This is a genomic window from Marinovum sp., assembly GCF_048263515.1.
Lineage (GTDB): Bacteria > Pseudomonadota > Alphaproteobacteria > Rhodobacterales > Rhodobacteraceae > Marinovum.
The window spans coordinates 92,339-118,087 of sequence record NZ_JBLXEC010000011.1; the positions used below are offsets into that span (position 1 = coordinate 92,339).

At 66.6% G+C, this 25,749-nt stretch carries 24 protein-coding genes; 13 read left to right on the forward strand and 11 right to left on the reverse strand.

Annotated features, from left to right (window positions below; all coding sequences use genetic code 11):
* Nucleotides 1-104 precede the first annotated feature (104 nt).
* The 4 genes from ACN0SE_RS12020 (at nucleotide 105) to ACN0SE_RS12035 (ending at nucleotide 5,620) form a co-directional block, all read left to right on the forward strand.
* Nucleotides 105-1,028 carry a TRAP transporter small permease subunit gene (locus ACN0SE_RS12020; RefSeq protein ID WP_417524767.1) on the forward strand — a complete coding sequence of 308 codons (924 nt, stop codon included), beginning with the start codon at nucleotides 105-107 and terminating at the stop codon, nucleotides 1,026-1,028.
* A 12-nt stretch (nucleotides 1,029-1,040) separates the two neighbouring features.
* Complete coding sequence (locus ACN0SE_RS12025; protein ID WP_417524768.1) at nucleotides 1,041-3,395, forward strand: TRAP transporter large permease; 2,355 nt, start codon at nucleotides 1,041-1,043, stop codon at nucleotides 3,393-3,395.
* A 528-nt stretch (nucleotides 3,396-3,923) separates the two neighbouring features.
* Nucleotides 3,924-4,820 (forward strand): diacylglycerol/lipid kinase family protein, encoded by an 897-nt coding sequence (locus tag ACN0SE_RS12030; protein WP_417524769.1) that lies wholly within the window; start codon nucleotides 3,924-3,926, stop codon nucleotides 4,818-4,820.
* Nucleotides 4,820-5,620, forward strand: coding sequence for a metallophosphoesterase family protein (locus ACN0SE_RS12035; protein ID WP_417524770.1), 801 nt, complete (start codon nucleotides 4,820-4,822; stop codon nucleotides 5,618-5,620). Before ACN0SE_RS12030 ends, ACN0SE_RS12035 begins: the two co-directional genes overlap by 1 nt.
* A gap of 3 nt (nucleotides 5,621-5,623) precedes the next feature.
* On the opposite strand, the gene ACN0SE_RS12040 is transcribed toward ACN0SE_RS12035, so the two are convergent.
* The 4 genes from ACN0SE_RS12040 to ACN0SE_RS12055 all read right to left on the reverse strand — a co-directional run bounded on the left by ACN0SE_RS12040 (nucleotide 5,624) and on the right by ACN0SE_RS12055 (nucleotide 8,105).
* Nucleotides 5,624-6,445, reverse strand: coding sequence for an arginyltransferase (locus ACN0SE_RS12040; RefSeq protein WP_417524771.1), 822 nt, complete (start codon nucleotides 6,443-6,445; stop codon nucleotides 5,624-5,626).
* A 116-nt stretch (nucleotides 6,446-6,561) separates the two neighbouring features.
* Nucleotides 6,562-6,999 (reverse strand): RDD family protein, encoded by a 438-nt coding sequence (locus ACN0SE_RS12045; RefSeq protein WP_417524772.1) that lies wholly within the window; start codon nucleotides 6,997-6,999, stop codon nucleotides 6,562-6,564.
* A 73-nt stretch (nucleotides 7,000-7,072) separates the two neighbouring features.
* A complete protein-coding gene (locus tag ACN0SE_RS12050) occupies nucleotides 7,073-7,525 on the reverse strand; it encodes a DUF2852 domain-containing protein (protein ID WP_417524773.1) in 453 nt (150 codons plus the stop codon).
* Nucleotides 7,526-7,628: 103 nt separating this feature from the next.
* Complete coding sequence (locus ACN0SE_RS12055; RefSeq protein WP_417524774.1) at nucleotides 7,629-8,105, reverse strand: YbaK/EbsC family protein; 477 nt, start codon at nucleotides 8,103-8,105, stop codon at nucleotides 7,629-7,631.
* 150 nt (nucleotides 8,106-8,255) lie between these two features.
* Here ACN0SE_RS12055 and ACN0SE_RS12060 point away from each other — a divergent pair, with 150 nt between their 5' ends.
* Together ACN0SE_RS12060 and ACN0SE_RS12065 are read left to right on the forward strand one after the other, a co-directional pair.
* Complete coding sequence (locus tag ACN0SE_RS12060; RefSeq protein ID WP_417524775.1) at nucleotides 8,256-11,060, forward strand: bifunctional [glutamine synthetase] adenylyltransferase/[glutamine synthetase]-adenylyl-L-tyrosine phosphorylase; 2,805 nt, start codon at nucleotides 8,256-8,258, stop codon at nucleotides 11,058-11,060.
* Nucleotides 11,057-11,320: a hypothetical protein gene (locus ACN0SE_RS12065; RefSeq protein WP_417524776.1), complete on the forward strand. Its 264-nt coding sequence runs from the start codon at nucleotides 11,057-11,059 to the stop codon at nucleotides 11,318-11,320. The genes ACN0SE_RS12060 and ACN0SE_RS12065 overlap by 4 nt, the downstream gene beginning before the upstream one ends.
* Before the next feature lie 62 nt (nucleotides 11,321-11,382).
* On the opposite strand, the gene eda is transcribed toward ACN0SE_RS12065, so the two are convergent.
* Both eda and edd read right to left on the reverse strand, forming a co-directional pair.
* On the reverse strand, nucleotides 11,383-12,027 hold the full coding sequence (gene eda, locus ACN0SE_RS12070) for a bifunctional 4-hydroxy-2-oxoglutarate aldolase/2-dehydro-3-deoxy-phosphogluconate aldolase (RefSeq protein WP_417524777.1): 645 nt from the start codon (nucleotides 12,025-12,027) through the stop codon (nucleotides 11,383-11,385).
* Nucleotides 12,028-12,103: 76 nt separating this feature from the next.
* Nucleotides 12,104-13,909: a phosphogluconate dehydratase gene (edd, locus tag ACN0SE_RS12075; protein ID WP_417524778.1), complete on the reverse strand. Its 1,806-nt coding sequence runs from the start codon at nucleotides 13,907-13,909 to the stop codon at nucleotides 12,104-12,106.
* A gap of 171 nt (nucleotides 13,910-14,080) precedes the next feature.
* On the opposite strand from edd, the gene ACN0SE_RS12080 reads away from it, so the two are divergent.
* Both ACN0SE_RS12080 and ACN0SE_RS12085 read left to right on the forward strand, forming a co-directional pair.
* Complete coding sequence (locus ACN0SE_RS12080; protein WP_417524779.1) at nucleotides 14,081-15,274, forward strand: RSP_2647 family RNA methyltransferase; 1,194 nt, start codon at nucleotides 14,081-14,083, stop codon at nucleotides 15,272-15,274.
* Nucleotides 15,275-15,361: 87 nt separating this feature from the next.
* Nucleotides 15,362-15,907 (forward strand): RSP_2648 family PIN domain-containing protein, encoded by a 546-nt coding sequence (locus ACN0SE_RS12085; RefSeq protein ID WP_417524780.1) that lies wholly within the window; start codon nucleotides 15,362-15,364, stop codon nucleotides 15,905-15,907.
* A 457-nt stretch (nucleotides 15,908-16,364) separates the two neighbouring features.
* Here ACN0SE_RS12085 and ACN0SE_RS12090 read toward each other — a convergent pair whose 3' ends face one another.
* From ACN0SE_RS12090 to ACN0SE_RS12105, 4 genes are all read right to left on the reverse strand, one after another.
* On the reverse strand, nucleotides 16,365-17,045 hold the full coding sequence (locus ACN0SE_RS12090; RefSeq protein ID WP_417524781.1) for a M48 family metalloprotease: 681 nt from the start codon (nucleotides 17,043-17,045) through the stop codon (nucleotides 16,365-16,367).
* 26 nt (nucleotides 17,046-17,071) lie between these two features.
* On the reverse strand, nucleotides 17,072-17,689 hold the full coding sequence (locus ACN0SE_RS12095; protein WP_417524782.1) for a DedA family protein: 618 nt from the start codon (nucleotides 17,687-17,689) through the stop codon (nucleotides 17,072-17,074).
* Nucleotides 17,686-18,057 (reverse strand): hypothetical protein, encoded by a 372-nt coding sequence (locus ACN0SE_RS12100; protein ID WP_417524783.1) that lies wholly within the window; start codon nucleotides 18,055-18,057, stop codon nucleotides 17,686-17,688. Before ACN0SE_RS12100 ends, ACN0SE_RS12095 begins: the two co-directional genes overlap by 4 nt.
* Before the next feature lie 140 nt (nucleotides 18,058-18,197).
* Nucleotides 18,198-18,809 (reverse strand): HD domain-containing protein, encoded by a 612-nt coding sequence (locus ACN0SE_RS12105; protein ID WP_417524784.1) that lies wholly within the window; start codon nucleotides 18,807-18,809, stop codon nucleotides 18,198-18,200.
* A 272-nt stretch (nucleotides 18,810-19,081) separates the two neighbouring features.
* Between ACN0SE_RS12105 and ACN0SE_RS12110 the strand changes: the two genes are divergently transcribed.
* The 3 genes from ACN0SE_RS12110 (at nucleotide 19,082) to ACN0SE_RS12120 (ending at nucleotide 22,326) form a co-directional block, all read left to right on the forward strand.
* Nucleotides 19,082-20,089 (forward strand): DctP family TRAP transporter solute-binding subunit, encoded by a 1,008-nt coding sequence (locus ACN0SE_RS12110; RefSeq protein WP_417524785.1) that lies wholly within the window; start codon nucleotides 19,082-19,084, stop codon nucleotides 20,087-20,089.
* A gap of 165 nt (nucleotides 20,090-20,254) precedes the next feature.
* Nucleotides 20,255-20,944, forward strand: a complete 690-nt coding sequence (locus ACN0SE_RS12115) for a TRAP transporter small permease (protein ID WP_417524786.1) — start codon at nucleotides 20,255-20,257, stop codon at nucleotides 20,942-20,944.
* A gap of 5 nt (nucleotides 20,945-20,949) precedes the next feature.
* Nucleotides 20,950-22,326 carry a TRAP transporter large permease gene (locus tag ACN0SE_RS12120; protein ID WP_417524787.1) on the forward strand — a complete coding sequence of 459 codons (1,377 nt, stop codon included), beginning with the start codon at nucleotides 20,950-20,952 and terminating at the stop codon, nucleotides 22,324-22,326.
* Nucleotides 22,327-22,465: 139 nt separating this feature from the next.
* On the opposite strand, the gene tpiA is transcribed toward ACN0SE_RS12120, so the two are convergent.
* Nucleotides 22,466-23,221, reverse strand: coding sequence for a triose-phosphate isomerase (gene tpiA / locus ACN0SE_RS12125; protein ID WP_417524788.1), 756 nt, complete (start codon nucleotides 23,219-23,221; stop codon nucleotides 22,466-22,468).
* Between the two features lie 121 nt (nucleotides 23,222-23,342).
* Between tpiA and ACN0SE_RS12130 the strand changes: the two genes are divergently transcribed.
* Both ACN0SE_RS12130 and dddP read left to right on the forward strand, forming a co-directional pair.
* Nucleotides 23,343-24,251: an isopenicillin N synthase family dioxygenase gene (locus ACN0SE_RS12130; protein ID WP_417524789.1), complete on the forward strand. Its 909-nt coding sequence runs from the start codon at nucleotides 23,343-23,345 to the stop codon at nucleotides 24,249-24,251.
* A 104-nt stretch (nucleotides 24,252-24,355) separates the two neighbouring features.
* Nucleotides 24,356-25,717, forward strand: coding sequence for a dimethylsulfonioproprionate lyase DddP (gene dddP / locus ACN0SE_RS12135; protein WP_417524790.1), 1,362 nt, complete (start codon nucleotides 24,356-24,358; stop codon nucleotides 25,715-25,717).
* The last annotated feature ends 32 nt before the right edge of the window (nucleotides 25,718-25,749 follow it).

Consider the following 25,749-nt stretch of genomic DNA (forward strand, 5'->3'; position numbering starts at 1 on the left):
TTCTGACTGAATGAGGTCCCCGGCACCCGTGCCGGGGGCCTTGCTGTACCGACGGAACGGACCTGAAGGTCCGACCGGACGTGGGGATATCGAAAGGGGACAAGATGCTGGACGGTCTTGTTTGGGCGCTGCAGAACCTCGTTCTGGCGTTTTACAACCTCGCCACTGCATTGATCAACTGGAACCAGTGGATGGGCTGGACCGGAGGTCTGGAAGAGACCGAGGACAAGGAAGCGCTGATGCGCTTCATCTATTACGGTGGGTCGATCGAGCTGTTTTTCGTGGCGTTCACCTTCTTCCTGGTGATCTTCCTCGTCGGGCTCTGGAGCCGCAAGTTCCTCTGGGGCGTGGTGATCGGGCTCGAGGGCTTTGCCAACGGCATCGGCCGCTTCTTTGCCTGGGCCGGGCTGCTGATGGTGATCCAGCAGATCCTGATCGTCTTCAACCAGCGCATCTTCGCCACGCCGGAGATCGCGCTCGGCTTCGGCTCGGTGCTGACCCGCGACATCAGCTGGTGGGCCGAAGAACTCAAGCTTTACAACGCGATGATCGTGGCGCTCTGCGTCACCTACACGTTCGTTCAGGGCGGGCACGTGCGGGTTGACCTGGTCTATTCCGCGATCTCCTTCCGGGCCAAGCGCATTGTCGACATGATCGGCTGCATGATCTTCATGCTGCCGGCGGCGGTGCTGACCTGGATGTACGGCTGGTTCTTCCTGTGGCGCCACCTGGTGGTGCCCAAGCCCTCGGCCTCTGACACGCTGGACCGGCTGGTCACCAAGGCGCGGGCGCTGCGCTGGAACGTCGAGACCATCGGCTTTTCGCCCAACGGCTTCGACGCCTACTTCCTCTTCAAGATCCTGCTCGTGGCCTATGCCGGGCTGGTCTTCATCCATGGGTGGGCGTTCTTCTACCGCTCTTACCTGGAGTGGCGCGAAGGGCCGGAGAGCGAGCACAAATACCTCGACCGGGACGTTCTTGGCAGCGAAGAAGCCGAGCTCGTTCACGCGATCGAAGAACATCACTAAGGGGCAGGGCACATGCTATTCGGACTTGATGGCGTCGAAATCGGCCTGATCATCGTCTTCCTGTGCCTCTTCGGGGGCATTCTTTCCGGCTTTCCGGTGGCGTTTGCCATCGGCGGCGCCGGCATCATTTCATTCGGCATCATTGCCGCGCTCGACAGCGCCGGGCTGCTGCTGCACCAGGCCATCGATACCGGGTCGGCGATGTATGCCGATCTTGTCGCGCAGGGGGTGCGGCCGGATTCGATATCGACCTTCCGCTATCCCGAGCTGCCACGTTACAGCGAACCGGTCTTCCCGAATGGCTGGGAAGTGGCGCTGGACCGCAACATCTCCTTCGTCGTCAACCGGATGAACGAGCGCGTGCTCGCCGGCCAGTCGATCGAGACGCTGCTGGCGGTGGCGATGTTCGTCCTGATGGGCATCACTCTGGAACGGTCGCGGATCGCCAATGACCTTCTGACCACCATGGCGCGGGTCTTCGGCCCGCTGCCGGGCGGTCTGGCGGTTTCGGTGGTCGTGGTGGGGGCCTTCCTCGCCGCCTCGACCGGCATCGTCGGCGCGACGGTGGTGACCATGGGGCTGTTGTCGCTACCGACAATGCTGAGGGCAGGCTATTCGCCACAGCTGGCCACCGGCGTCATTGCCGCGTCGGGCACGCTGGGGCAGATCATCCCGCCATCGATCGTGATCGTCCTTCTGGGTACGCTGGCGGGGGACCTCTATTCCGCCGCCCAGGAAGAGCGCGCCACCCTGGCGGGCTGTAGAGATGCGCTGACCTTCCTCGGCGAGCCCGCGGTTGTCTCGGTCGGCACCTTGTTCCAGGCGGCGCTGCTGCCCGGCATCCTGCTGGCGGCGCTCTACGGGCTCTATGCCTTTGGCTACGCGCTGGTCAATCCGTCCAAGGCGCCGGCGGTGGAGCTTGGCGACGCCAACTCCGAGCCGGTGACCCGTGGCGAGGCGCTGACCTGGTTCCTGGGTGTGCCGGCGCTGTTGATCGTCGGCATGATCGCTCTGGGTCAGGTGGGCGTGATCGGTTCGCAGAACGTCATCGTCGACACCTATTCCGACGCCGGTGAGACCGCGAGCCTGCGCACCAACGTGGGTGCCGAGTGCCGCGAGGCGATGATCGACCTGCACGGGCAAGAGGCCTGGGATCGCGCGGTTTCGCAACAGCAGGACATCGACGCCGCCGGCGGTGTCGAACAGGCCCGCGCGCTGAGCGACGAGGAACGCGACGAGCTGCGCCGTGCCAAGGTTGCCAATGCGCCGGTGATCGGCACCGGCGTGGCGGTGGGCTTCCTGCTGCTGGCGCTGGCGCTGGCGGTGGCCCGGGGCGTGTCGCCCACGGCCGAGCCTTTGCCGCTGGTGGTGGGCGCGGTGGGCGTGGCGCTGGCGCTGCTGTTCGATGCGCTCTTCATCTCGCCATTGACCACTTCGGGCGTCACCTTCCTGATCCTGCTGGTGCCCTTAGCGCTGACCCTCTGGGGCGTGCGCTACGCGGCGGGCATCCTGTCGCAGAACGAGCTTCTGCGGGTGGTCTTCCCGCCGCTGGTGCTGATCATCGCGGTTCTGGGCTCGATCCTCGGCGGCATCACCAACCCGACACCGGCGGCCGCGCTCGGCGCCGGCGGGGCGATCATGCTGGCGGCCTATCGCAAGCTGGCCGATGAAAACCGGTCGGGCAAGATGATCATCTGGACCACGTTCGCCGTGGTGATCATGATCCTGGTCGGGGTCAACTTCGACCTGCGGATCGGCCTGGCCGACGTGGCCTTCGAGAGCTACATCGCCTATCTGGTGGCGCAGGCGGCCTATCTCTTTGCCATCCTGGGGCTGTTCTATGCGCTCTGGGTGCTCTTTGCCGGCGGGGTGCTGACCCCGGTGGTGCGAGAGACGGCCAAGGTGACCTCGATGGTCTTCACCATCCTGATCGGCTCGCAGCTTCTGAACCTGGTGGTGATTTCCTTCGGGGGTGAGCATTACATCCAGACCTTCCTTCAGAGCTTCGACAACGAGTTCAAGGTCTTCCTGATCGTGATGCTGGTGCTCTTCGTGCTGGGCTTCGTGCTCGACTTCCTCGAGATCATCTACATCGTGATCCCGATCGTCGGGCCGGTGATCTATGGCGGCACCTTCGATCCGAAGTGGGTGACGATCATGATCGCGGTGAACCTGCAGACGTCTTTCCTGACGCCGCCGTTCGGTTTCGCGCTGTTCTACCTGCGCGGGGTGGCACCGAAGGAGGTGACCACGGGGCATATCTACCAGGGCGTGCTGCCCTTCGTGCTCATCCAGGTGCTGGGGATCGCCATCCTGTGGTTCTTCCCGGCGATCGTGACCATCGTGCCGGATCTGATCCCGAACTAGGGATTGGGTTAGTTGAGACGGAGAGGCCGGGCCCTGTGCCTGGCCTTTTCTTTTGGGCTGAGAAACACCGATTGGGTCTTGTCCCGGCGCGTTAACAGCGGCTGCAAGCCGCCGCGCATCGCCGGGCCGCCTCCACGGCACGGCGATTTGGTTGGGCTGGGCGCGTTGCTCAGATCATCTTCAGATCTGGCGGGGATAAAGCGCTGCCGAACTGGTTGAGGGTCGCCGCACCGCGGCCCGTCGATGCGCGGCTTGCGGTTGTGCAGGTGGTTGTTTCGGGTCCGTAGCACCTAGCGCGTTAACAGCGGCCGAAGGCCGCCGCGCATTGCCGGGCCGCCTCCACAGCGCGGCGATTGGGCTGCCGTCAGCGCGCCGATCTGAGGCCTTCCGGATTTGGCTGGGATAAAGCGCTGCCGAACCGGTTGCGGATCGCCGCACCGCGGCCCGTCGATGCGCGCACTGAGGGAACCCGCGCAGTTCTCGTGCATTGACCCTCCGAGGGTTCAAACCACGGGACAGCGATCACCCATGCGCGCTTGCATCATTCTCAACCCGGCCTCCGGGCGGGGCGACCATCGGGGCGACGCGGTCCGCGCCGCCGCGGCGAAATTTCCCGACGTCGAGCTGCGCCAGGTGCCCAGCCCGTCGAAACTGCGCGAGACCGTCGACAAGGCGCTGGCCGAGGGCTGCAACCCGATCATCGCCGCCGGCGGCGACGGCACCATCGGCGCCTTGGCCTCGGCGCTTGCCGGCACCAACGTCTCGCTGGGCATCCTGCCGATGGGCACCTTCAACTACTTCGCCCGCAGCCTCGATCTGCCGGAAGACCCGGTCGAGGCGCTGCAGGTCGCGCTCAACGGCGTCGACCGCAAGGTGCCGATCGGCGACGTCAACGGCCGGGTGTTTCTCAACAATGCCAGCCTCGGCGCCTATGCCTCGGTGCTCAGCGTCCGCGAGAACATCTACAAGAGCTGGGGCCGCAGCCGGCTGGCCGCCTATTGGTCGGTGATCGTGGCGATGACCACGATCTACCAGTCGCTCAAGCTGACCATCACCGTCGACGGCAAGCAAAACCGACTGAATTCGCCCATGGCCTTTGTCGCCAACAGCGCCTACCAACTGGACGAATTCGACCTCGAAGGCGCCGAGGAGATCAAGCAGGGCAAGCTCGCGCTTTTTGTCGCCCGCGACGTGGGCCGGCTGCACCTGCTGTGGCGGGCCTTGCGCATCTTCTTTCGCGGCGCGCGGTCTGGGACGGATTACGTGCTGCTCACCGGCGAGGAGATCACCATCGAGACCAAGCGCGCCAAACGGCTGATCGCCTATGACGGCGAGAAGGAGCGGATGCCCGGCCCCTATCATTTCCGCCTGCTGCCCGGCGGGCTGACCGTGCGCGTGCCCGAGGCCGCCGAGGAGGCGGCCTGATGCGGCTGGCGCTCCTGTCCGACCTGCACTTCGGCCGCGCCGACCCGGAGCTTGTCCCGCCCTTGCTCGACGCGCTCGAAGCGGCCGCGCCCGATCACATCGTCATCGCCGGCGATTTCGTCCAGCGTGCCCGCGCCAGCCAGTACGACATGGCGCGCAGCTTCGTCGACCGGCTGCCGGCGCCTTGGATGGCGGTGCCGGGCAACCACGACATTCCGCTCTTCAACCTCTTCGCGCGGGTCTTCTGGCCGCGCCGGGCCTACCGCCAGTGGATCGCCGAAGAGACCGAGCCGATGCTGGTGACCGAGGCCTGCGTGGTGGCCGGTCTCGACACCACCCATCGCTACAACCGCCAGGGCGGCAAGGTCGACGCCGACCAGATCGCGCGCATTGCCGGGGTGATCCGCAAACATGCGTCAGAACGTCTGGTTCTGATCGCGGCACACCACCCGTTCCACCAGGGCGAGGACATCGCCAAGAAGCTGATGCAGGGCGCGCCCAAGGCGCTCGAAGCCTGGGCCGAGGCCGGCCCGCATGTGATTCTCACCGGCCACCTGCACCGCTGGCTGGTCGAGCCCTTCGTGTCGCGCAAGAACCGCTCTGCCACCCTGCAGGTGCATTGCGGCACCGGCCTCTCGACCCGGCTGCGCGGTGAGCCCAACGAATTTGCCCTGCTGGACATGCACGATCAGGCGATCGAGATCCGCCGCATGGTGGCAGAGGATGCCGACACCGGCTTTGCGGAAGCGGGACGCTGGTGTTTCGAGGTCACCAAGGGCAACTGGGCGCTGGCCGACTAGGGATCAGCGCGCCTTGGGGCTGAGGTCCGGCAGCGAGATATTGGCCACCTGTTCGGCAATCGGATCGGTCGAGATCGGATGCTCGTCGAGGTCATAGGCCTCGGGGTCCTGCATCCGGGTCCAGCGGCCCAGGCGATAGACCTCGAGCCCGGCGAACTTGGCCTTGTAGCCCATCTTCGGACTGCCCGGCACCCAATAGCCGAGATAGACGTAGGGAAGGCCGGCCTCGCGGGCGATCTCGATGTGATCGAGGATCATGTAGGTGCCCAGCGACTGCCGCGGCAGATGCGGCTGGTAGAAGGAATAGACCATGCTCAGCCCGTCATCGAGCACATCGGTCAGGCAGACCGCGGTCAGCGCGTTGTCGCGGCGGTCGGTATATTCCACCACCCGCGACCGGATCGGCGTTTCCTCGATCATCGCGGCGAATTCAAAGACATCCATGTCGGCCATGCCCCCCTCGGCATGGCGGCTCTCCAGATAGGTGCGGAACAGGTCGAACTGCTCGTCCGTGGCCCAGGGCGAGGTCGCCCGGCGTTCGAGATGATCATTGCGCTTCAGCGTGCGTTTCTGGCTTTTCGAAGGGGCGAAATCCTTGACCGAGATCCGCGCCGACATGCAGGCGGCACAATCGGTGCAGGACGGCCGGTAAAGCACGTTCTGCGACCGGCGAAAGCCCTGTTTCGACAGGCTGTCATTCAGGGTCTCGGCGCTTTCGCCCTGCAGCGCAGTGAACAGCTTCCGTTCCAGCCGCCCGTCAAGATAGGGGCAGGGCTGGGGGGCGGTCACGTAGAACTGTGGCGCGAGCGGAAGCGTGTGGCGCATCTGGACATCCCTTTGCTGGCAGAAAGATAACAACGAAAAACGCCGCCGCCAAGCGCAAGACTTTGGCAGCGGCGGTCATTTGCACATGGCGGCGGCGCAGTGGGCGGGCACGCCGGTCAGAGCCGGCGGTTCACCATCACCGTGCCAAGCACCATGTCGGTCAGGCCCTGACCGCGTTCCGAGGTCAGCATCAGCACCACGGAGCCCAGCTGCACCAGCGCCATCATGAAGCTCAGGTAATAGCCCAGCGTGTGCAGGAAGGCGGACCCGAGGTCGAGCGTCTCGCCCTGCGCATTGCGCAATTCGATCGACATCACCCGCATGCCCAGCGTCGCCGATCCCCCCGAGATCGTCATCACGCGATAGACGAATCCCACCGCGGCATAAAGAAAGGGCAGGAAAAACAGCCCGATAAAGGCGGTGAAGGGCAGCGCGATCAGGGTCAGCGCCAGGATCAGGGCAAAGTCGATCAGCCAGGCCATCAGGCGCTTGGGCGCGATATCGGCGTAGAACTCGGGCTGATACTGCGGATCGGGCAGGGCGGCGGTATACATCATGTCCTCCGTTGGAAAGGGCGGCCCCCTGCATGGGGCCACCCGGTCGTTGCTGTTGGATCAGGCGTCTGGATCAGGCGTCCTGGCGGGCGTCTTCGTTTTCCTCGTCACGGCGTTTCGCCGCGTCGCGTCCACGCTCGTCCATGAACTGGTCGAACTCGGCCTTGTCCTTGGCGGCACGCAGCCGTTCGAGGAAGGCTTCGAAGTTCTCCTGCTCTTCCTGCAGGCGGCGCAGGGTCTCTTCCTTGTAGGCATCAAAAGCAGTGTTGCCCGAGGGTTTCATCGCGTTCCAGCGCGCCGCGTGGCGGCTGGTCCGGTGGGAAGATTTGCTGCATTTGCCGAACATGCGTTTGCTCCAGATCATGTAAGCGAGAAGGGCGAGGCCAAGCGGCCAGAAGAAGATGAAGCCCAGGACCATCGCAGCAATCCAGGCACCTTTGCCCTTGCTGTCGAGCCAGGCCTCGCTGCGCGAGAACCAGCCCTGGGTGGACCGGATCGGGTGGACTTCGGTGGCGACGGTTGTCATCGGGGCTCTCCGTTGTTTGGGTTCAATGTGAATGCTCTTCACATCGCAACAGATGGGAAGGCCGCCCCCGGCCTGCAAGATCCTATGTGAATGTTTTTTACATTTAATTTGACTCTGCAATGAAATCAGCAGCTTGCGCACCGGTCAGCGGCTGAAGCCGCGCCGAGGGCAGGGCAAAGACATGCCGTGGCGTGCCGCCCGCCGCCCAGATTTCGGCGAAATCCAGCAATCTGGGGTCCAGAAACGCCCGGATCTGGTTCAGATGGCCGATCGGCGCCACCCCACCGATGGCAAAGCCGGTCTGCGCCCGGATCAGCGCCGCATCGGCCTTGCCCAGCGGCTCGCCGGCCAGCGCACTGGCCTTGTCGTCCGCCACCCGGTTGCCGCCGGCGGTCAGAAACAGGATCGCCGCGCCGCTCTCTTCGCCGCGAAAGATGATCGACTTGGCGATCTGGTCGATGTGACAGCCCACCGCATCCGCCGCCTCCTGCGCGGTGCGCGATTGCCCGACCTCGCGGATTTCGGTCTCGATCCCCGCCGCCGCCAGCGCCTGCTTCACACGTTTCAGCGATTTGCTCATGCCATCCTCCGGTCTTTCCGGCCAGAAAGCCAACCCGGCGATCAAGGTCAACCACCCCCCGCTTCTTCTCTTTCGAAAATATGCCACGCCACCGCCCGCCAAAGGCCCCACCACTTGACGAGATTGCGCCCCCATGCACAACGTGGCCGCATGAATTTCGCCAGTCGCATCACCCGCTTGCCCCATCCCTTCGAGCCCGACCGCGGCACCGAGACCCGTGCGCTCTTCCCCGGGGTCGACCCCGGGATCCAGGATGTCATCGAAGGCGCAGGCGGCTGCAGCCCCTATCTCAAGGGGCTCTGCGAAAAGGAACAGGACTGGCTCGCCCCGGCCTTTGACGGGCCGGAAGCGGCGATCGAGGCGCTCTTCGTCGAGCTGCGGCAGGTGCCGCCGGACCAGCTTGCCTCGGCGCTCCGCCGGGGCAAGCGCAGGGTCGCGCTCCTGGCCGGTCTCGCCGATCTCGGCGGCGTCTGGTCGCTGGAAGAGGTCACCGGCACGCTGACCCGCTTTGCCGATCTCGCCACCCACCTGGCGATTCGCGCCTGCGTCGGCCACGAGCTGCGCCGCGGCAAGATCCCCGGCAAGACCGAGGCCGATGCCGAGACCGGCGCCGGCATGGTGGCGCTGGCCATGGGCAAGATGGGGGCAGGCGAGCTTAATTACTCTTCCGACATCGACCTGATCTGCCTGTTCGACGAGAGCCAGTTCGAGCGCGACGATTATCACGAGGCCCGCGCCGCGCTGATCCGCGCCACCCGCAAGATGGCGGCGATGCTCAATGACCAGACCGGCGAGGGCTATGTCTTCCGCACCGACCTGCGGCTGCGGCCAGACCCCTCGGTGACGCCGGTCTGCATGACCATGGAGGCCGCCGAGCGCTACTACGAAAGCCTCGGCCGCACCTGGGAACGCGCCGCCTATATCAAAGCGCGCGCCTGCGCCGGCGACATTGTTGCGGGCGAGAAGTTCCTGCAGACCCTGCGGCCCTTCGTCTGGCGCCGGCACCTCGATTTCGCCGCCATCCAGGACGCCCATGACATGCGGCTGCGCATCCGCGCCCACAAGGGGCTTGGCGGTCCGATCACCCTGCCGGGGCACAACATGAAGCTCGGCCGCGGCGGCATCCGCGAGATCGAGTTCTTCACCCAGACCCAGCAGATCATCGCCGGCGGCCGCGACCCCGACCTGCGGGTGCGCGGCACGGTCGGGGGGCTGGCGGTGCTGGCGCAGAAGGACTGGCTGCCAACCGAACTGGCCGAGGGGCTGACCGGGCACTATCGCTTTCACCGCGAGGTCGAGCACCGGCTGCAGATGGTGGCCGACGCCCAGACCCAGACCCTGCCCAATTCCGACGAGGGCTTCGACCGGATCGCCGCGATGATGGGCACCGACCGCGCCGCGCTGAAGGCCGATCTGATGTCCCGGCTGACCGAGGTGCACGAGAGCACCGAGGGCTTCTTTGCCCCCGATGCCGACCCCGGCGCCGAGACCGAGACCGGCGACGATGCCGACACAGAGACAAGCTTCGACAGCGGCGTCACCAGCCGCTGGCGCAGCTACGCCGCGCTGCGCAGCCCGCGCGCGGTCGAGATCTTCAACCGCATCCGCCCCGAGATCCTGCGTCGCCTGGCCGAGACCGCGCGGCCTGACGAGGCGCTCAATGCCTTTGACGGCTTCCTCTCGGGTCTGCCCGCCGGGGTGCAGCTGTTCTCGCTCTTCGAGGCCAACCCGCAGCTCATCGACCTGCTGGTCGATATCGCCGGCACCTCGCCGGCGCTGGCGCGCTACTTGTCGCGCAACTCGAGTGTCTTCGACGCGGTGATCGGCGGTGATTTCTTCTCGGACTGGCCGGGAGAGGCCGGTCTGACCGCCGAGTTGGCGCAGGTGCTGGCACGCGAGGGTGACTACGAACGCAAGCTCGATGCCGCCCGGCGCTGGGCCAAGGAATGGCACTTCCGCATCGGCGTGCATCACCTGCGCGGGCTGATCGACGCCGCACAGGCCGGGGCGCAATATGCCGACCTGGCCAGTGCCAATCTCGCCGCCCTCTGGCCCGAAGTGGTGGCGCATTTCGCGGGCAAGCATGGCCTGCCGCCGGGCCGCGGCGCGGTGGTGCTGGGCATGGGCAGTCTGGGCGCCGCCCGGCTGACCTCGGCCTCGGACCTCGACCTGATCGTGATCTACGACGCCCAAGGCATCGAGACCTCTGAGGGCCGCCGCCCGTTGGCCGCGCGCACCTATTATGCCCGGCTGACCCAGGCGCTGGTGACGGCGATGACCGCGCCGATGGCCGAAGGCCGGCTCTACGAGGTCGACATGCGGCTCAGGCCCTCGGGCACCCAAGGCCCGGTGGCGACCTCCTGGCAGAGCTTCGAGAGCTACCAGAAATTAGAGGCCTGGGTCTGGGAGCACCTGGCGCTGACCCGCGCCCGCGCCGTGGCCGGCGCCGAGGCGCTGGGCCAGGACGTCGAGACGCTGCGCTGCGCCTTGCTGGGCGCGCGGCCCCGCGACGAGGTGCTGCAGGAGGTGGCCAAGATGCGCGCGCGGATCGCCGCGGCGAAATCGCCCGACGGGCCGCTTGATGCCAAGATCGGTCCGGGCCGGATGCAGGATATCGAGCTGCTGGCCCAGGCCGGCGCGCTGATCGACGGTTGCGCGGCGCGCAGCACCGACGAGGGGTTGGCGGCGGCGGCGCGGGCCGGGGTGATCTCCGAGGCCGAGATGGCAGCGCTGGCCGAGGGCTATGCGCTGCAGGGCAGCCTGCAGATGGCCTCGCGGCTGCTCAGCGACCGGCCGCTCGACCCGGAGGCGCTGTCTGGCGGTGGCGCGGGATTCGTGCTGCGCGAATGCGCGGCAGAGACACTGGACGACCTGATCGGCCGCCTGGCCGAGGTGCGCGAGCGCGCCGATGCGGCGATCACCGGCGCGCTGCCGGCTGTGGAGGAAAAGACATGAGCAAGGGCGATGCGCTGGATCCGCGCGGGCTGATCCACGAGAGCTACCGGATCGACGGGATCACCGAGGGCGAATGCCGGTCGATCTTTCTCGACTGGGCGCTGGCGGTCGAAGGCGATGTGACCAGCATCATCGATGCGCTGCTGGAGCGTCACGGGGGGGACCATCCGGACCATCCGATGACCGGGGTTCTGCGCGAAGGCCGCGCGCCGGCCGGCATACCACGCCGCCGGGGCGGCTGGCGCTCGCGCGACCGCTAGGACGAAACACGGCGCGCCGGGGTCCCCGGGCGCGCCGCCTTGTTTCCGATCCGGTGCCTGGCTCAGCCGCGGGCCAGAGCCGCCGCTTCGCGGGCCAGTTCCTCGATCGCCTTCCAGTCGCCGGCCTGCACCAGGTTCTTGGGCGCGACCCAGCTGCCGCCGCAGCAGAGCACGTTCGACAGGCTCAGGTAATCCGGCGCATTCTTCAGTGAGACACCGCCGGTGGGGCAGAACTTGATCTGCGGCAGCGGGGCGCCGATCGAGCCCAGCGCCTTGGCGCCGCCATTGGCCTCGGCCGGGAAGAACTTCTGCACGGTGTAGCCGCGTTCCAGCAGGCGCAGCGCCTCGGTGGTGGTGGCAGCGCCGGGCAGAGTGGGCAGATCGGCGGCTTCGACCGCGTCGAGCAGCCGGTCGGTGCAGCCCGGTGTCACGCCGAAACGCGCGCCGGCCGCTTTTGCGGCCTGCACGTCGGCCGGCGTCAGCAGGGTGCCGGCGCCGACAATGCCGCCTTCGACCTTGGCCATCTCGCGGATCACGTCCAGCGCCGCCGGGGTCCGCAGGGTGACCTCCAGCGCCGGCAGGCCGCCGGCAACCAGCGCCTCGGCCAGCGGCCGGGCATGCGCCACGTCCTCGACCACGAGCACCGGCACCACCGGCGCACGGCGGCAAAGGGCTTCGGTTTCCTTGGAGGCGTCTTGGGGGGTCATGTCACTTGGACCTTTCTGCTTGGGGCCAGGGTCGGCGCTGCGTATTTTCGAAAGAGAAGAAGCACGGAACCGCCGCCTAGACAACCACCGCCGCGCCATTCGAGGCGAGACCGACGTTGAGGCGGAAGGCCTCGAAGAGCTCGCGTCCGACGCCATGGCCGTTGCCCGAGAGATCGGCGACCACCGGCTCGCGGCTGTCGAAGTCCGGGGCGAGGGTCTCGATCCGGCCGTTGGTGGCATCGACGCGCACCACGTCGCCGTCACGCAGCTTGGCCAGCGGGCCACCGGCGGCGGCTTCGGGCGAAATGTGGATCGCCGAGGGGACCTTGCCGGAGGCACCGGACATCCGGCCATCGGTGACCAGCGCCACCTTGAGCCCGCGGTCCTGCAGCACCGCCAGCGTCGGGGTCAGACCATGCAGTTCCGGCATGCCGTTGGATTTCGGCCCCTGGAAGCGCACGACGATCACCGTGTCGGAGGTGAACTCGCCGTTCTTGAAGGCCTGCTTGACCGAATCCTGATCGTGGAACACGCGGCAGGGGGCTTCGATGATGTGACGTTCAGGCGCGACCGCCGAGACCTTCATCATGCCATGGCCGAGGTTGCCGTACATCTGCCTGAGCCCGCCGGTCGGCTGGAAGGCCTCGCCCACCGGGCGCAGGATCTTGTCGTTCTGGGTGACCTTGGCACCGTCTTCCCAGACCAAGCTGCCGTCCTTGATCTTGGGCTCCTGGGCATAGGCCGCGAGCCCGCCACCGGCGACAGTGGTGGTATCGGGGTGCAGCAGTCCGGCATCGAGCAGTTCGCCGATCATGAAGCCCAACCCGCCTGCGGCGTGGAAGTGGTTCACGTCGGCCAGGCCGTTGGGATAGACCTTGGCCATCAGCGGCACCGCGTCGGAGATCGCGTCGAAATCCGACAGCTCCAGCTCGACACCGGCGGCACGCGCCATGGCGGGCAGGTGCAGCACCAGGTTGGTCGAACCGCCGGTGGCCATCAGCCCGACGATGCCGTTGACGAAGGCCTTCTCGTCCAGCACGTCGCAGACCGGGGTGTAGTCATTGCCAAGCGCGGTGATCGCGAGGGCGCGCTCGGTGGCGGCCTCGGTCAGCGCCTCGCGCAGGGCGGTGCCGGGATTGACGAAGCTGGTGCCCGGCAGGTGCAGGCCCATGAACTCCATCAGCATCTGGTTGGTATTGGCGGTGCCGTAGAAGGTGCAGGTGCCCGGACCGTGGTAGGAGGCCATCTCGGCCTTCATCAGTTCTTCGCGGCCGACCTCGCCGGTGGCGAATTTCTGACGGACCTTGGCCTTTTCGTCGTTGGGCAGGCCAGAGGTCATCGGACCGGCGGGAATGAACAGGCCGGGGATGTAGCCGAAGGTGGCGGCGGCGATGATCAGCCCCGGCACGATCTTGTCGCAGACACCGAGGTAGACGGCGGCGTCATAGGTATTGTGCGAGAGCGAAACACCGGTGGCCAGCGCGATCACGTCGCGGGAAAACAGCGACAGTTCCATGCCGACCTGGCCCTGGGTGACGCCGTCGCACATCGCCGGCACGCCGCCCGAGACCTGTGCGGTGCCGCCGGCGCGGCGGGCGGCGGCCTTGATCAGCTGGGGATAGGTCTCGAACGGCTGGTGCGCCGAGAGCATGTCGTTGTAGGCGGTGATGATCCCGAGGTTGGGCTTCTGCGAGGCGGCAAGCGTGTCCTTGTCATCCTCCATCGCGGCATAGGCATGGGCCTGGTTGCCGCAGGTCAGGTGGCCGCGGCGCGGACCTTCCTCGGCGGCGCGGCGCATCTTGTCGAGATAGGCGGCGCGGCGCGCCTCGGAGCGTTTGCGGATCTTGTCGGTAACATCGGCAATGGTGGCGTTCAGGGTCATGCTGGCTCCTATCGCGGCGACGGCGGCGCCGGGGCTGTTAGCGCTAACTTCCGGTCACTTCTAGCTGTCCGGCCTGGTGAATGCAACCCTCGTCCCATGCGGAGAATATCACACTCGACGGGAATGGCGACGGGTCTTTCCACGGCGCGGTTTTGCGCCTATCAGCGCAGTATGACAGATATACCCGTGATCCGCCTGAAACCCAAAGCCAATGCCCGCGCCATCCGCCATGGCGCGCCCTGGGTCTTTGCCAACGAGGTGGTCACCGACCGCCGCACCCGTTCGATTGCGCCCGGCGCGCTGGCCGTGCTCGAGGATGCCGATCGGACGCCGCTGGCGCTGATCGCGGCCAACCCGACGTCCAAGATCATCGGCCGGGTGTTGTCGCGCGATGTGACCGAAGCCGTCGACCAGGCCTGGTTTGCCGCCCGGCTGGGCAAGGCGCTGGCGCTGCGCGCGCGGCTTTATGACGCGCCGTTCTACCGGCTCGTGCATGCCGAGGCCGATGGTCTGCCCGGGCTGGTAATCGACCGCTTCGGCGATACGGCTGTGGTGCAGCCCAATGCCGCCTGGCTCGAGGTCCGGCTGGACGCGCTGACCGCCGCGCTGCAGGAGGTGACCGGCGTCAGCCATGTGCTGAAGAACGCCGGCGGCCGGACCCGGGCGCTCGAAGGGCTCGACGATGTCTCTGGCGTGTTGGCCGGGCAGGCGCCGGAAGCCGCGCTGCCGGTGAAGATGAACGGCGCGACCTACATGGCCGATCTGACCGGCGGCCAGAAGACCGGGCTGTTCTTCGACCAGCGCGACAATCATGCCTTTGCCGCGCGGCTGGTGGCGCCGGGGGCCAAGGTGCTCGACGTCTTTTCGCATGTCGGCGGTTTCGGCCTCGCCATGCTGGCGGCCGGCGCCGAAAGCGCGCTCTGCGTCGACGGCTCCGCCCCGGCGCTGGCTTTGGCGGAAGAGGGCGCCCGGGCCTCGGGCCATGACGACAGGCTGGCGGTGCGGCAGGGCGATGCCTTTGACGCGCTGACCGCGCTGGCCGAAGAGGGCGCGCAGTTCGACGTGGTGATCTGCGATCCGCCGGCCTTTGCGCCGTCGAAACAGGCGCTTGAGGCCGGCCTCAGGGCCTATGAGCGCATCGCCCGGCTGGCGGCGCCGCTGGTGGCCGAGGGCGGCTACCTCGGGCTCTGTTCCTGCTCGCATGCCGCTGACCTCGGTGCCTTCCGCACCGCCTGTACCCGTGGCATCGGCCGCGCCGGGCGGCAGGCCTCGCTGATCCACACCGGCTTTGCCGGGCCTGACCACCCGCTGATGCCGCAGCTGGCGGAATCGGGCTATCTCAAGGCCCTGTTCTACCGCCTCTGAGGGCTTCTTCTGTTTGAAAATACCTTGAGGTGAGGCCGCAGGCCGAGGGGCAAGGCCCCTCTCGCCCCCGGCCCGGGAGCGCCTGCGATGAAAGTCCTGCTCGACGCCTGCGTGATCTATCCGACGGTGATGCGCGAGATGCTGCTGGGCGTGGCCGGGCAGGGCGTCTTCACGCCGCTCTGGTCGGCGCGGATCCTCGAGGAATGGGCGCGGGCGGCGCGCAAGATCGGCCCCGGAGGCGAGGCCCAGGCGCGCGGCGAGATCGCCTTGCTGGCGGTGAACTGGCCGGCGGCCGAGGTCACCTGGCCGCCCTCGCTCGAGGCGCGGCTGTGGTTGCCCGATCCGGCGGATGTGCATGTGCTGGCGGCGGCGATTGCCGGCTCGGCGGACATGATCTGCACGTTGAATGCCAAGGATTTCCCGAGGCAGATGCTGGCCGAGGAGGGGCTGTCGCGGCAGGACCCCGATGGCTTCCTGCACGGCATCTGGCAGGCGCAGCCGGAGCTTGTGGCACATGTGGCAGGCCAGGTGCTGGAGAAGGCGCGGAGCCTCTCGGAGCATGACTGGCAGATGCGGCCTCTGTTGAAGAAGGCGCGGCTGCCCAGATTGGCGAAGGCGCTGGCGACACCTTAGGTTCACTTCCCTCGCGCGGAATCAAGGCCGCAGGCCGCCGCGCGATCGTCATGCCAGAGGCATGCCTTCGGCATGACCCGCCCCCCGGGGCGGCGATTTGGCTGAGCTTGGCACGTCGATCTGATCTCTTCCGGATTTGGCGGGGATAAAGTGCTGCCGAACGACCGTTGCATCGCCACCCCACGGGTCGGCGATCACGCGGCTTGAGGGCTTTGGCTGGCGATGAGGTCCCGGATCAGGTCCGGGACGGCGATGGTCTTGGGTCTTGGCGCGGAAACTAGGCCGCAGGTCGCCACGTGTTCGTCATGCCAGAGGTATGCATTCGGCATGACCCGCCCCTTGGGGCAGCGATTTGGCCGGGCTTGGCGCGTCGATCCGATCTCTTCCGGATTCGACCGAGATAAAGCGCAGCCGAACTCAGGTAGGACCGCCACCCCGCGGGTCGGCGATCACGCGCCTAGGTCCACCGTCCCTCGAGCTTCTCCAGCGCCGCCACCCGCTCTGCGGTCTTGGGATGGCTCATCAGCCAGGCCGGCGCTGCGCCGGAGCGTTGCGCGGTCAGGGCGTCGAGCTTGTGGAACAGGCTGATCTGCGGCGCCACGCCGATCCCGGCCTTGGTCAGCAGGGCCGCGGCATAGGCGTCGGCCTCGTATTCGTCCGAGCGCGACAACCGCGCCGCCAGCAGCGAGGTCAGCGCCCCGGCGATCATCACGCCGATCCCGGGCAGGAACCGGCTCAGCACCATGCCAAGCGCCGTGCGCAAAGCGTTCTGACCGGAGAAATCGATCATCCGCCGCCGCGAATGGCCCAGCGCCACATGTCCCAGTTCGTGCGCGATCACGCTGGCCAGCTCTTCGGCGGACACCTCGCCGTTGCGGTACTTGCGATAGAAGCCACGGGTGATGAAAATCCGCCCGTCCGGCGCCGCCAGGCCGTTGACCGGGTCGATCTCGTAGATATGCACCCGGATCTTCGCCAGATCGAGCGCCGCCGCCATGCGGTCGGTCAGGCGCTTCAGCGCCGGATCGGCCAGCTCGGTCGAGCGGGCGTCAAGCTCCTTGCGCGTGCGCCAGGCCGAGAAGTGATACATCGCCAGCCCGTAAAGAATGGCAAGGAGGATGGGGGTGAACTTCAGCATGGTTCAGATATGGGGGGCCGGTGCGCTCATGTCGAGAGCGCCCGTGCACGGGCGCGCGCCTTGCGCAGCCGGGCCCGCAGCAGAAAGCCGAAGGCCAGCGCCACCGCCAGCGCCACCAGAAAGCCCGAGGCATTGGTGGCCATGTCCGCCACCAGCGCCAGCTGGTCGGCAAAGGTGTAGCCCAGGCCGATGTATCCGCCGACCCAGATCGCCTCGCCCGCGGCATCCCAGAGCGTGAAGCGCAGCCAGCGCAGGCCGCTCGCCCCGGCGATAAAGTTGACGTAAGGCCCGAGCGGCGCCACCAGCCAGGTGGAGAAGAACACGCCCAAACCGCCGCGCCGCGCCACCAGCGCCCTGGCGCGGGTGATCAGCTCGGCCTGCTTGCGCTTGCGCTGTTCCAGCCGGTCCAGCAGACCGGCACCGCTGCGACCGAGGGCATAGCCCAGCTGATCACCGGCAATCGCCGCCAACCAGGTTGAAAGGAACACCGTGGCAAAGGCGAGATCCCCCGCCGCGACAAAGGCGCCGCCGGCCAGCATCAAGAGCGAGGAGGGGATCGGCACCAGCAGGCAGGACAGGAAGCAGGCCGCCGCCAGCAGCCAGACGCCATAGGTCGCCACAAGCTCGAAGAGGGCGTCGCTCATCCCTTCGGCCCGGGACCGAGGGCGCGGTGCGCGGCGCGCTCGGCCTCGATGGCGGCGACAAGGCGCTCGGCGATCTCGTCAAGGCTCACGCCCTCGCGCTCGGCAATCTCGGCCATGGTGATCCGCCCGCCACCGGGCACGAGGTCGAGCGCCTCGACCACCACCTCGGGCGGCACATGCCAGGAATGGGCGACATAGCGCGGGGTCATCCAGGGCTCGATCTCCTGGTTGCGATGCGCCGGGTCGGCCCAGTAGATCCAGAAGGCGATCGAGCGGATGGCAAAGAAGATCATCACCGCCAGCGCCAGAAGGAACCCGCCGACCAGCAGCTTGTTGTCGCGCCAGAGCAGGCTCAGCGCACCGGTCATGACCTGGTCCCCCGATGCGGGCCGGTCAGGTCTGATGCCCTGTGGAGCGGCAGGGTCATGGCGCGCCTCCTTGCGTGGTCCGCATCCAATCTAGACCTCCGGGCAGGCAGGACCAAGCCCTGATCGAGGTCTTGCCTCGCTTAGCCCTTCTCAGCCGTCCTGTCCGGCTGCCCTGCCGCACTGGCGCGGGTCATGGCGTCGACCTTCTGCCGCAGCTCTTGCAACAGCGGCGTGCGGTCGGTGCGGCTGGTGCCGTAGCCCAGGTTCCACAGGTAATCGAAGTCCGAGACCTGATCGCCGGTGACGTGCTGCACCATGGTCTCGATCTTGTCCAGGCCCTTGGCCAGCACCGCCTCGGAGCTCTGGCCCCTGTCATACTCCTCCCAAAGCGCCAGCAACCGCGCGGTGACATCGTCCGGCAGCCCCTCGCAGAGCGTGACCAGATCGGCGCGCTCCTTGGCGGATTTGTCGTCGGCCGGGTCCTGGTGGATCGCCGGCACGTCACCGGAGATCGCCTCGCCCAGGTCGTGCACGAGGCAGAGCCGCAGGAGCTGCAGCAGGTCGACGCCCGCAATCTCGTCCTCCAGCAGCAGCACCAGCAGGCAGAGGCTCCAGCTGTGTGCCGCCACGCTCTCGGGATGGCCCCGGCCGGTGTGGCCCGAGCGCATGGTGTCCTTGAGCGCCTCGGCCCGTTGCAGGAAGGACAGCATCCGGTCGAGCCGGTCGGGCGGGGAGTTGCAATCCGATGTCATGGGCCGAGACTGCCCGGCCCGGCGGAGATTCGCCAGCGGGTCGCGCCTGTGCGGATTTCCGCACGGACCGACGCTAACGATGTGCGGGATTTCGCACAATTCCACGCGCTGCTCGTCAGGCCGAGATGACAAGCTGAATAAAACCATAAGCTTGCGCCAATGTCTTCATCTCACATAACAACCTCTTGAGCGGATTTCCGCGCCGGGCTCTAGTACCGGCATGCGGCACGAGGGGGAACCCAGTGCCCGCCAATTCTCGGGAGGAGAGATCAATGAAAAACGTTCTGACAACCGCCGCCACCGCACTGGCCCTGACCGTCACCGCCGCCACCGGCGCGATGGCGGCCTGCGACGACGGCGAGATCGTCATCAAGTTCGCCCATGTCACCAACACCGACAAGCACCCCAAGGGCATCGCCGCCTCGCTGCTGGAACAGCGCGTCAACGACGAGATGAACGGCAAGGCCTGCCTCGAGGTCTTCCCGAACTCGACCCTCTACAACGATGACCAGGTTCTGGAAGCCATGCTGAACGGCGACGTCCAGCTGGCCGCGCCGTCGCTGTCGAAGTTCGAGCGCTTCACCAAGCAGTTCCGCATCTTCGACCTGCCGTTCATGTTCAAGGACATCAACGCCGTCGATGCCTTCCAGAACTCGGAAACCGGTCAGGCGATGAAGGAATCGATGACCCGTCGCGGCCTGCTGGGATTGGCGTTCTGGCACAACGGCATGAAGCAGATGTCGGCCAACAAGCCGCTGATCCTGCCGTCGGATGCCAATGGCCTCAAGTTCCGCGTGCAATCGTCCGACGTGCTCAAGGCGCAGATGGCGGCAATCGGCGGTTCGCCGCAGCCGATGGCCTTTTCCGAGGTCTACGGCGCGCTGCAGACCGGCGTTGTCGACGGCCAGGAAAACACCTGGTCCAACATCTACGGCCAGAAGTTCTTTGAGGTGCAGGACGGCATCACCGAGACCAACCACGGCATCATCGACTATCTGCTGGTGACCTCGGTCGACTTCTACGACAGCCTGCCCGACGACGTGCGCGAGCAGCTGACCACGATCATCAACGAGGTGACCGAGGCCCGCAACGCCGAGTCGACCAAGGTGAACGCCGAGGCCAAGCAGGCGATCATCGATGCCGGCGGCGTGGTCCGCACCCTCGATGCCGATCAGCGTCAGGCCTGGGTCGACGTGATGAAGCCGGTCTGGGAAGAGTTCAAGGAAGACGTCGGTCAGGAAAACATCGACGCCGCGCAAGAGATCAACATGATGAACTGATCCGGCCTTGCCGATCCCCGGACCCGCAGAACGCGGGCCGGGACCGCCAATGTGCGGGGGACAGGGGCCGGGGTCTTCGACGATCCCGGCCCGTTTCATTACCGGAACCTGACCGGCGCCCCTGGCGCCCGGGTCCGGCCAATCCAGACGAAAAGGGGACGGGCGATGTCAGCCCATTACGAACCCAAGGGGATCCTGGGCCGCATGGTCCATGAGCTCGAGGAAACCGTCATCGCGCTGATCCTCGGCGCCATGACGATCATCACCTTCATCAACGTCGTGCTGCGCTATGGCTTCAACACCGGATTGATCTGGGGGCTGGAGATGACCGCCTTCCTTTTCGCCTGGCTGGTGCTCTTCGGGGTGAGCTACGCGGTCAAGGTGACGGCGCATCTCGGCGTCGACGCCATCATCAACCTTTTCGACCGGCCGGTGCGCAAGGCGCTGGCGCTGCTCGCCGGCGCGATCTGCATTGCCTATGCCTTCCTGCTGCTCAAGGGCGCCTGGGACTACTGGGCGAACTTTGCCAACCTGCCGCAGACCACCGGGCGCTGGTTCCCCACCGGGCTCGAGGAGATGGGCCGCTCGTCGTTCCGGTCCTGGTACGAGGTCAACGACATCCCGATGCCGTCGTGGCTGGCCTGGCTGGGCGACGCGATGAACGAGGGCGAGGCCTACGAGAAGATCCCGCGCTTCATTCCCTACGCGATGCTGCCCATTGGCGCGGCGCTGCTGCTGTTCCGCTTTGTCCAGGCCTTCGTGCGGCTGGCCACGGACCAGGCCGAGGGGCTGATCGTCAGCCACGAAGCCGAAGATGCGGTCGATGACGTCCGCCACATGAACATCGAGGAGTAAGATACATGGAAGTTGTCTTCCTCTTTGTCATGGTGATCGGCCTGATGCTGATCGGCGTGCCCATCGCGGTGTCGCTGGGCGCCTCGTCGATCCTGTTCCTGCTGCTCCTGTCGGACACCTCGCTGGCCTCGATCGCCCAGACGCTGTTCCAGGCGATGGCAGGGCACTACACGCTGCTGGCCATTCCCTTCTTCATCCTGGCCTCGGCCTTCATGTCGACGGGCGGCGTGGCGCGGCGGATCATCCGCTTCTCGATCGCGCTGGTCGGGCACCTGCCGGGGGGCCTGGCGATTGCCGGTGTCTTCGCCTGCATGCTCTTCGCCGCGCTCTCGGGTTCGTCCCCGGCGACCGTGGTGGCCATCGGCTCGATCGTCATCGTCGGCATGCGCCAGGTGGGCTATACCAAGGACTTTGCTGCCGGCATCATCGCCGTGGCGGGTACGCTGGGCATCCTGATCCCGCCGTCGATCGTCATGGTGGTCTATGCCTCCGCGACCGATGTCTCGGTCGGACGGATGTTCCTGGCGGGCGTGATCCCGGGCCTGATGGCAGGCTTCATGCTGATGCTGACGATCTACATCATCGCCCGCATCCGCAACCTGCCCAGGGGCGAATGGAAGGGCTGGGGCGAGGTCTTCACCTCGGGGCTCGAGGCCGGCTGGGGCCTGTTCCTGATCGTCATCATCCTCGGCGGCATCTACGGCGGCATCTTCACGCCGACCGAAGCGGCGGCTGTGGCGGCGGTCTATGCCTTCTTCATCGCCACCTTCGTCTATCGCGACATGGGGCCGCTGAGAACGGGCGAGGGCGAGCGCAACCTGTCGCTGATCCAGAAGCCCATCGCGCTGGTCACCGCCTTCTTCCACCGCGACACCCGCGACACGCTGTTCGAGGCGGGCAAGCTGACGGTCACGCTGATGTTCATCATCGCCAACGCGCTGATCCTCAAGCACGTGCTGACCGACGAGCAGATCCCGCAGCAGATCGCCTCGTCGATGCTGGCGGCAGGTTTCGGCGCGGTGATGTTCCTGGTGATCGTCAACGTGATCCTGCTGATCGGCGGTCAGTTCATGGAGCCCTCGGGCCTGATCGTGATCGTGGCACCGCTGGTGTTCCCGATTGCCATCGAACTGGGGATCGACCCGATCCACCTCGGCATCATCATGGTGGTCAACATGGAGATCGGCATGATCACCCCGCCGGTGGGGCTCAACCTCTTCGTCACCTCCGGCGTCGCCGGCATGCCGATGATGCGGGTGGTCAAGGCGGCGCTGCCCTTCCTTGCAGTGCTCTTCGTCTTCCTGATCATGGTGACCTATATCCCCTGGCTCTCGACCTGGCTGCCCACCACCTTCATGGGGCCGGAGATCGTGGTGAACTGACTGTCACCGCCATTTAGAAAAGGAAAAACGGCGCCCGGAATGTCGGGCGCCGTTCTCGTGTCAGACGACAGTGCGGCGTATTTTTCAAAGAGAAGAAGACCCGTGTTTCTTCTCTTTCCAAATACGCCACGCCACGGTGTCAGCCCGCGCTGGCCTCCAATGCCTGGATGATCGGCCCGAAGTCCTCGGGTTTCAGGCTGGCGCCGCCGACCAGCGCGCCATCGACATTGGAGACGGCAAAGATCTCCGAAGCATTGCCGGGTTTGACCGAGCCGCCATAGAGGATGCGGATGGCGCCGCCGGCCTCGGCGCCGAAGCGCTCTTCGAGCCGGGCGCGGATGAAATCATGCACCTCGCCGATCTGCTCCATGGTGGGCACCTTGCCGGTGCCGATCGCCCAGACCGGCTCGTAGGCGATGACCACGTTCTCGCCGGTAGCGCCGTCGGGGGTAGAGCCCTGAAGCTGGGTGCCGATCACGTCGAGGGTCTTGTCGGCCTCGCGTTCCTCGAGGCTTTCGCCAAGGCAGATCACCGCGGTGAGGCCAGCGGCAATGGCGGCCTCCGACTTGGCGCGCACGGCCTCGTCGCTTTCACCGTGATCGGCGCGGCGCTCGGAATGGCCGAGGATCACGTAAGTCGCGCCCGCGTCCTTGAGCATTTCGGCCGAGGTGTCGCCGGTGTGAGCGCCGGAGGTATTGGCATGGCAATCCTGGCCGCCAAGCGCGATGGCGCTGCCCGAGAGCGCCTCGGCCGCGCGGCTCAGAAGCGTGGCGGGCGGGCAGATCAGTACGTCGCAGCCGGCCGCGCCATGGCTGTCGGCCAACGTCTTCAGCCGCGACAGCTCGGCCGAGGTTCCGTTCATCTTCCAATTGCCCGCGGCAAGTTTTCTGCGCATGTCCACTCCTCTGACTTGATTGCCGCGCATCATTGCCGCTGCCGGCCAAAGGTCAACCCCGGTTGCAGCCGGGCGGGCGTTCTGAGACACAAGGGCAGGCAACAGGCAGGGAGGCCCACGCATGATACCCAGGATCGATGCCTGTTCGCTGCGCGCAGGCGACCCGCTGACCATGGATGCGCTGCGGGTGGCGGCGCAGGAGATCGGCTTTCTGACGCTGACCGGCACCGCGCTCGATGCTGCCCGGGTCAACCAGGTGATCGCCGCCTACCGGGCGTTCTTTCGCCTGTCCGAGGCCGAGAGGCGCCAGGTCGACATGGCGCGCACCGGGTCGAACCGTGGCTGGGGCGCGGCGCAGAGCGAGCAGGTCGATCCCGGCGCCAACCCGGACTACAAGCAGGTGTTCGACTGCGGCTACGAACTGGCCGAGGGCGATCCCGTCCGTCAGCTGGACCTCTCGGTCTATGCCGACAACCTCTGGCCCGACCGGCCCGAGGGCTTTCGCCGCGTCGTGCAGGCCTATTACGCCGATGCGCTCGGCGTGGCGCGCGAGATGTTGCGGGGGATTGCGCGCGCCATCGAGGCACCGGAGGACTACTTCGACGACAAGTTCACCCGGCCGATGGCGCTTTTGCGCGGCAATTACTATCCCGAAAGACCCTCATGGGCGGGCGACAAGGACTTCGGCATCGCGCCGCATACCGATTACGGCTGCCTGACGCTCTTGGCCACCGACGGGGTGCCCGGGCTCGAGGTGCAGACCCGCAATGGCCGCTGGCTGCCGGTCGAGGCGCAGCCCGGGACCTTCATCATCAACTTCGGCGAGATGCTCGAGATGTGGACCGAGGGCCGGGTGGTGGCGACGCTGCACCGGGTGCGCGGGTCCGAGCAGGAGCGGATCTCGGTGCCGATGTTCGTCAACCCGAACCATGATGCCAATGTGGCGCCGCCCGGTTCGGGGCAGGTGATCCTGGCCGGCGAACATCTGGCGAAGCGGTTCAACGAGACCTACCTGCACCTGAAGACCTAGGCCCGAAAGGTCGGTTTCGCCGCGCTCCGGCGTCGCAAACCGGCAGGCAGGGCAGGGGCGGCGCGTCGCATGCTCGGGGGAGCATCCGAGGGAGCGCCAGCCCGATGAGCAAGGACGGGGTCACCCCCCAGCATCAGCGCCGCAAGATCGACCCGAGCCGTGGCCCCCGGCTGGGCGACAACACGCCCAATGACGCCGACCGCATCGAGATCGGACCCACGCGGCTGGCCTTTGACGAATGGCGCGCGGCGGGGCTGGTGCTGCCGGACCTGCAGATGATGCGGCGCTATCGCTGGCAGAGGCTGACGCAGGCGGTGCAGGCGCGGGGCTGGGGCGGGCTTTTGGTCTTTGATCCGCTCAATATCCGCTATGCCACCGACAGCACCAACATGCAGCTCTGGAACAGCCACAACCCGTTTCGCGCCGTGCTGGTCTGTGCCGATGGCTACATGGTGATCTGGGATTACAGCCGGGCGCCGTTTCTCTCGACCTTCAACCCCCTGGTGCGCGAACAGCGCTCTGGCGCCGACTTGTTCTATTTCGACCGGGGTGAGGGGCTGGAGCGGGCGGCAGCGGCCTTTGCCGAAGAGGTGCGCGATCTGCTGGCGGCGCATGGCGGCGGCGAGATGCGGCTGGGGGTCGACAAGATCATGCTGCACGGGCTGCGCGCGCTCGAGGCGCTGGGGATCACCGTCCTGCCCGGGGAAGAGGCGACGGAGCACGCCCGCGCCATCAAGGGCCCTGACGAGATCCGCGCCATGCGCTGCGCCATCCACGCCTGCGAAGCCGCCATGGCCGAGATGGAGCGCTTTGCGCGGTCCGAGGTGCCGCGTGGCAAGGTGTCGGAGGATGATATCTGGGCGGTGCTGCATGCCGAGAACATCCGCCGCGGCGGCGAATGGATCGAGACCCGGCTCCTGACCTCAGGGCCGCGCACCAACCCCTGGTTCCAGGAATGCGGGCCACGGGTGGTGCAGGAGAACGAGATCCTGGCCTTCGACACCGACCTGGTGGGCACCTATGGCATCTGCACCGACATCAGTCGCACCTGGTGGATCGGCGAGGCGCCGGCGCGGCCTGACATGGTGGATGCCATGCAGCACGCGCTGGAGCATATCTTCACCAATATGGACATGCTGGCGCCGGGGGTAAATATCGAGGACCTGAGCCGCAACGGCCACCGACTGCGGCCGGAGTTCCGGGCCGGGCGCTACAGCTGCATGATGCACGGGGTCGGGCTGTGTGACGAATGGCCGCTGGTGGCCTATCCCGAAGACATGGTGGCGGGCGCCTTCGATCACGAGCTGCAGGCCGGCATGGTGATCTGCGTCGAGGCGCTGGTAGGGCGCGAGGGCGGGGATTTTGCGATCAAGCTGGAGGATCAGGTGTTGATCACCGAGAGCGGATACGAGCTCTTGTCGCGCTATCCCTATGACGTTCGGTTGACGGGGGGATGGGCGCTTTAGGGGGCAGCGGCACGCCAGGCGTCGGGCGTGCC

Bases quoted from the DNA above. Each gene is read 5' to 3' on its own strand.
- ACN0SE_RS12020 (WP_417524767.1), top strand. From the start codon at position 105: ATGCTGGACGGTCTTGTTTGGGCGCTGCAGAACCTCGTTCTGGCGTTT.
- ACN0SE_RS12025 (WP_417524768.1), top strand. From the start codon at position 1,041: ATGCTATTCGGACTTGATGGCGTCGAAATCGGCCTGATCATCGTCTTC.
- ACN0SE_RS12030 (WP_417524769.1), top strand. From the start codon at position 3,924: ATGCGCGCTTGCATCATTCTCAACCCGGCCTCCGGGCGGGGCGACCAT.
- ACN0SE_RS12035 (WP_417524770.1), top strand. From the start codon at position 4,820: ATGCGGCTGGCGCTCCTGTCCGACCTGCACTTCGGCCGCGCCGACCCG.
- ACN0SE_RS12040 (WP_417524771.1), bottom strand. From the start codon at position 6,445: ATGCGCCACACGCTTCCGCTCGCGCCACAGTTCTACGTGACCGCCCCC.
- ACN0SE_RS12045 (WP_417524772.1), bottom strand. From the start codon at position 6,999: ATGTATACCGCCGCCCTGCCCGATCCGCAGTATCAGCCCGAGTTCTAC.
- ACN0SE_RS12050 (WP_417524773.1), bottom strand. From the start codon at position 7,525: ATGACAACCGTCGCCACCGAAGTCCACCCGATCCGGTCCACCCAGGGC.
- ACN0SE_RS12055 (WP_417524774.1), bottom strand. From the start codon at position 8,105: ATGAGCAAATCGCTGAAACGTGTGAAGCAGGCGCTGGCGGCGGCGGGG.
- ACN0SE_RS12060 (WP_417524775.1), top strand. From the start codon at position 8,256: ATGAATTTCGCCAGTCGCATCACCCGCTTGCCCCATCCCTTCGAGCCC.
- ACN0SE_RS12065 (WP_417524776.1), top strand. From the start codon at position 11,057: ATGAGCAAGGGCGATGCGCTGGATCCGCGCGGGCTGATCCACGAGAGC.
- eda (WP_417524777.1), bottom strand. From the start codon at position 12,027: ATGACCCCCCAAGACGCCTCCAAGGAAACCGAAGCCCTTTGCCGCCGT.
- edd (WP_417524778.1), bottom strand. From the start codon at position 13,909: ATGACCCTGAACGCCACCATTGCCGATGTTACCGACAAGATCCGCAAA.
- ACN0SE_RS12080 (WP_417524779.1), top strand. From the start codon at position 14,081: ATGACAGATATACCCGTGATCCGCCTGAAACCCAAAGCCAATGCCCGC.
- ACN0SE_RS12085 (WP_417524780.1), top strand. From the start codon at position 15,362: ATGAAAGTCCTGCTCGACGCCTGCGTGATCTATCCGACGGTGATGCGC.
- ACN0SE_RS12090 (WP_417524781.1), bottom strand. From the start codon at position 17,045: ATGCTGAAGTTCACCCCCATCCTCCTTGCCATTCTTTACGGGCTGGCG.
- ACN0SE_RS12095 (WP_417524782.1), bottom strand. From the start codon at position 17,689: ATGAGCGACGCCCTCTTCGAGCTTGTGGCGACCTATGGCGTCTGGCTG.
- ACN0SE_RS12100 (WP_417524783.1), bottom strand. From the start codon at position 18,057: ATGACCGGTGCGCTGAGCCTGCTCTGGCGCGACAACAAGCTGCTGGTC.
- ACN0SE_RS12105 (WP_417524784.1), bottom strand. From the start codon at position 18,809: ATGACATCGGATTGCAACTCCCCGCCCGACCGGCTCGACCGGATGCTG.
- ACN0SE_RS12110 (WP_417524785.1), top strand. From the start codon at position 19,082: ATGAAAAACGTTCTGACAACCGCCGCCACCGCACTGGCCCTGACCGTC.
- ACN0SE_RS12115 (WP_417524786.1), top strand. From the start codon at position 20,255: ATGTCAGCCCATTACGAACCCAAGGGGATCCTGGGCCGCATGGTCCAT.
- ACN0SE_RS12120 (WP_417524787.1), top strand. From the start codon at position 20,950: ATGGAAGTTGTCTTCCTCTTTGTCATGGTGATCGGCCTGATGCTGATC.
- tpiA (WP_417524788.1), bottom strand. From the start codon at position 23,221: ATGCGCAGAAAACTTGCCGCGGGCAATTGGAAGATGAACGGAACCTCG.
- ACN0SE_RS12130 (WP_417524789.1), top strand. From the start codon at position 23,343: ATGATACCCAGGATCGATGCCTGTTCGCTGCGCGCAGGCGACCCGCTG.
- dddP (WP_417524790.1), top strand. From the start codon at position 24,356: ATGAGCAAGGACGGGGTCACCCCCCAGCATCAGCGCCGCAAGATCGAC.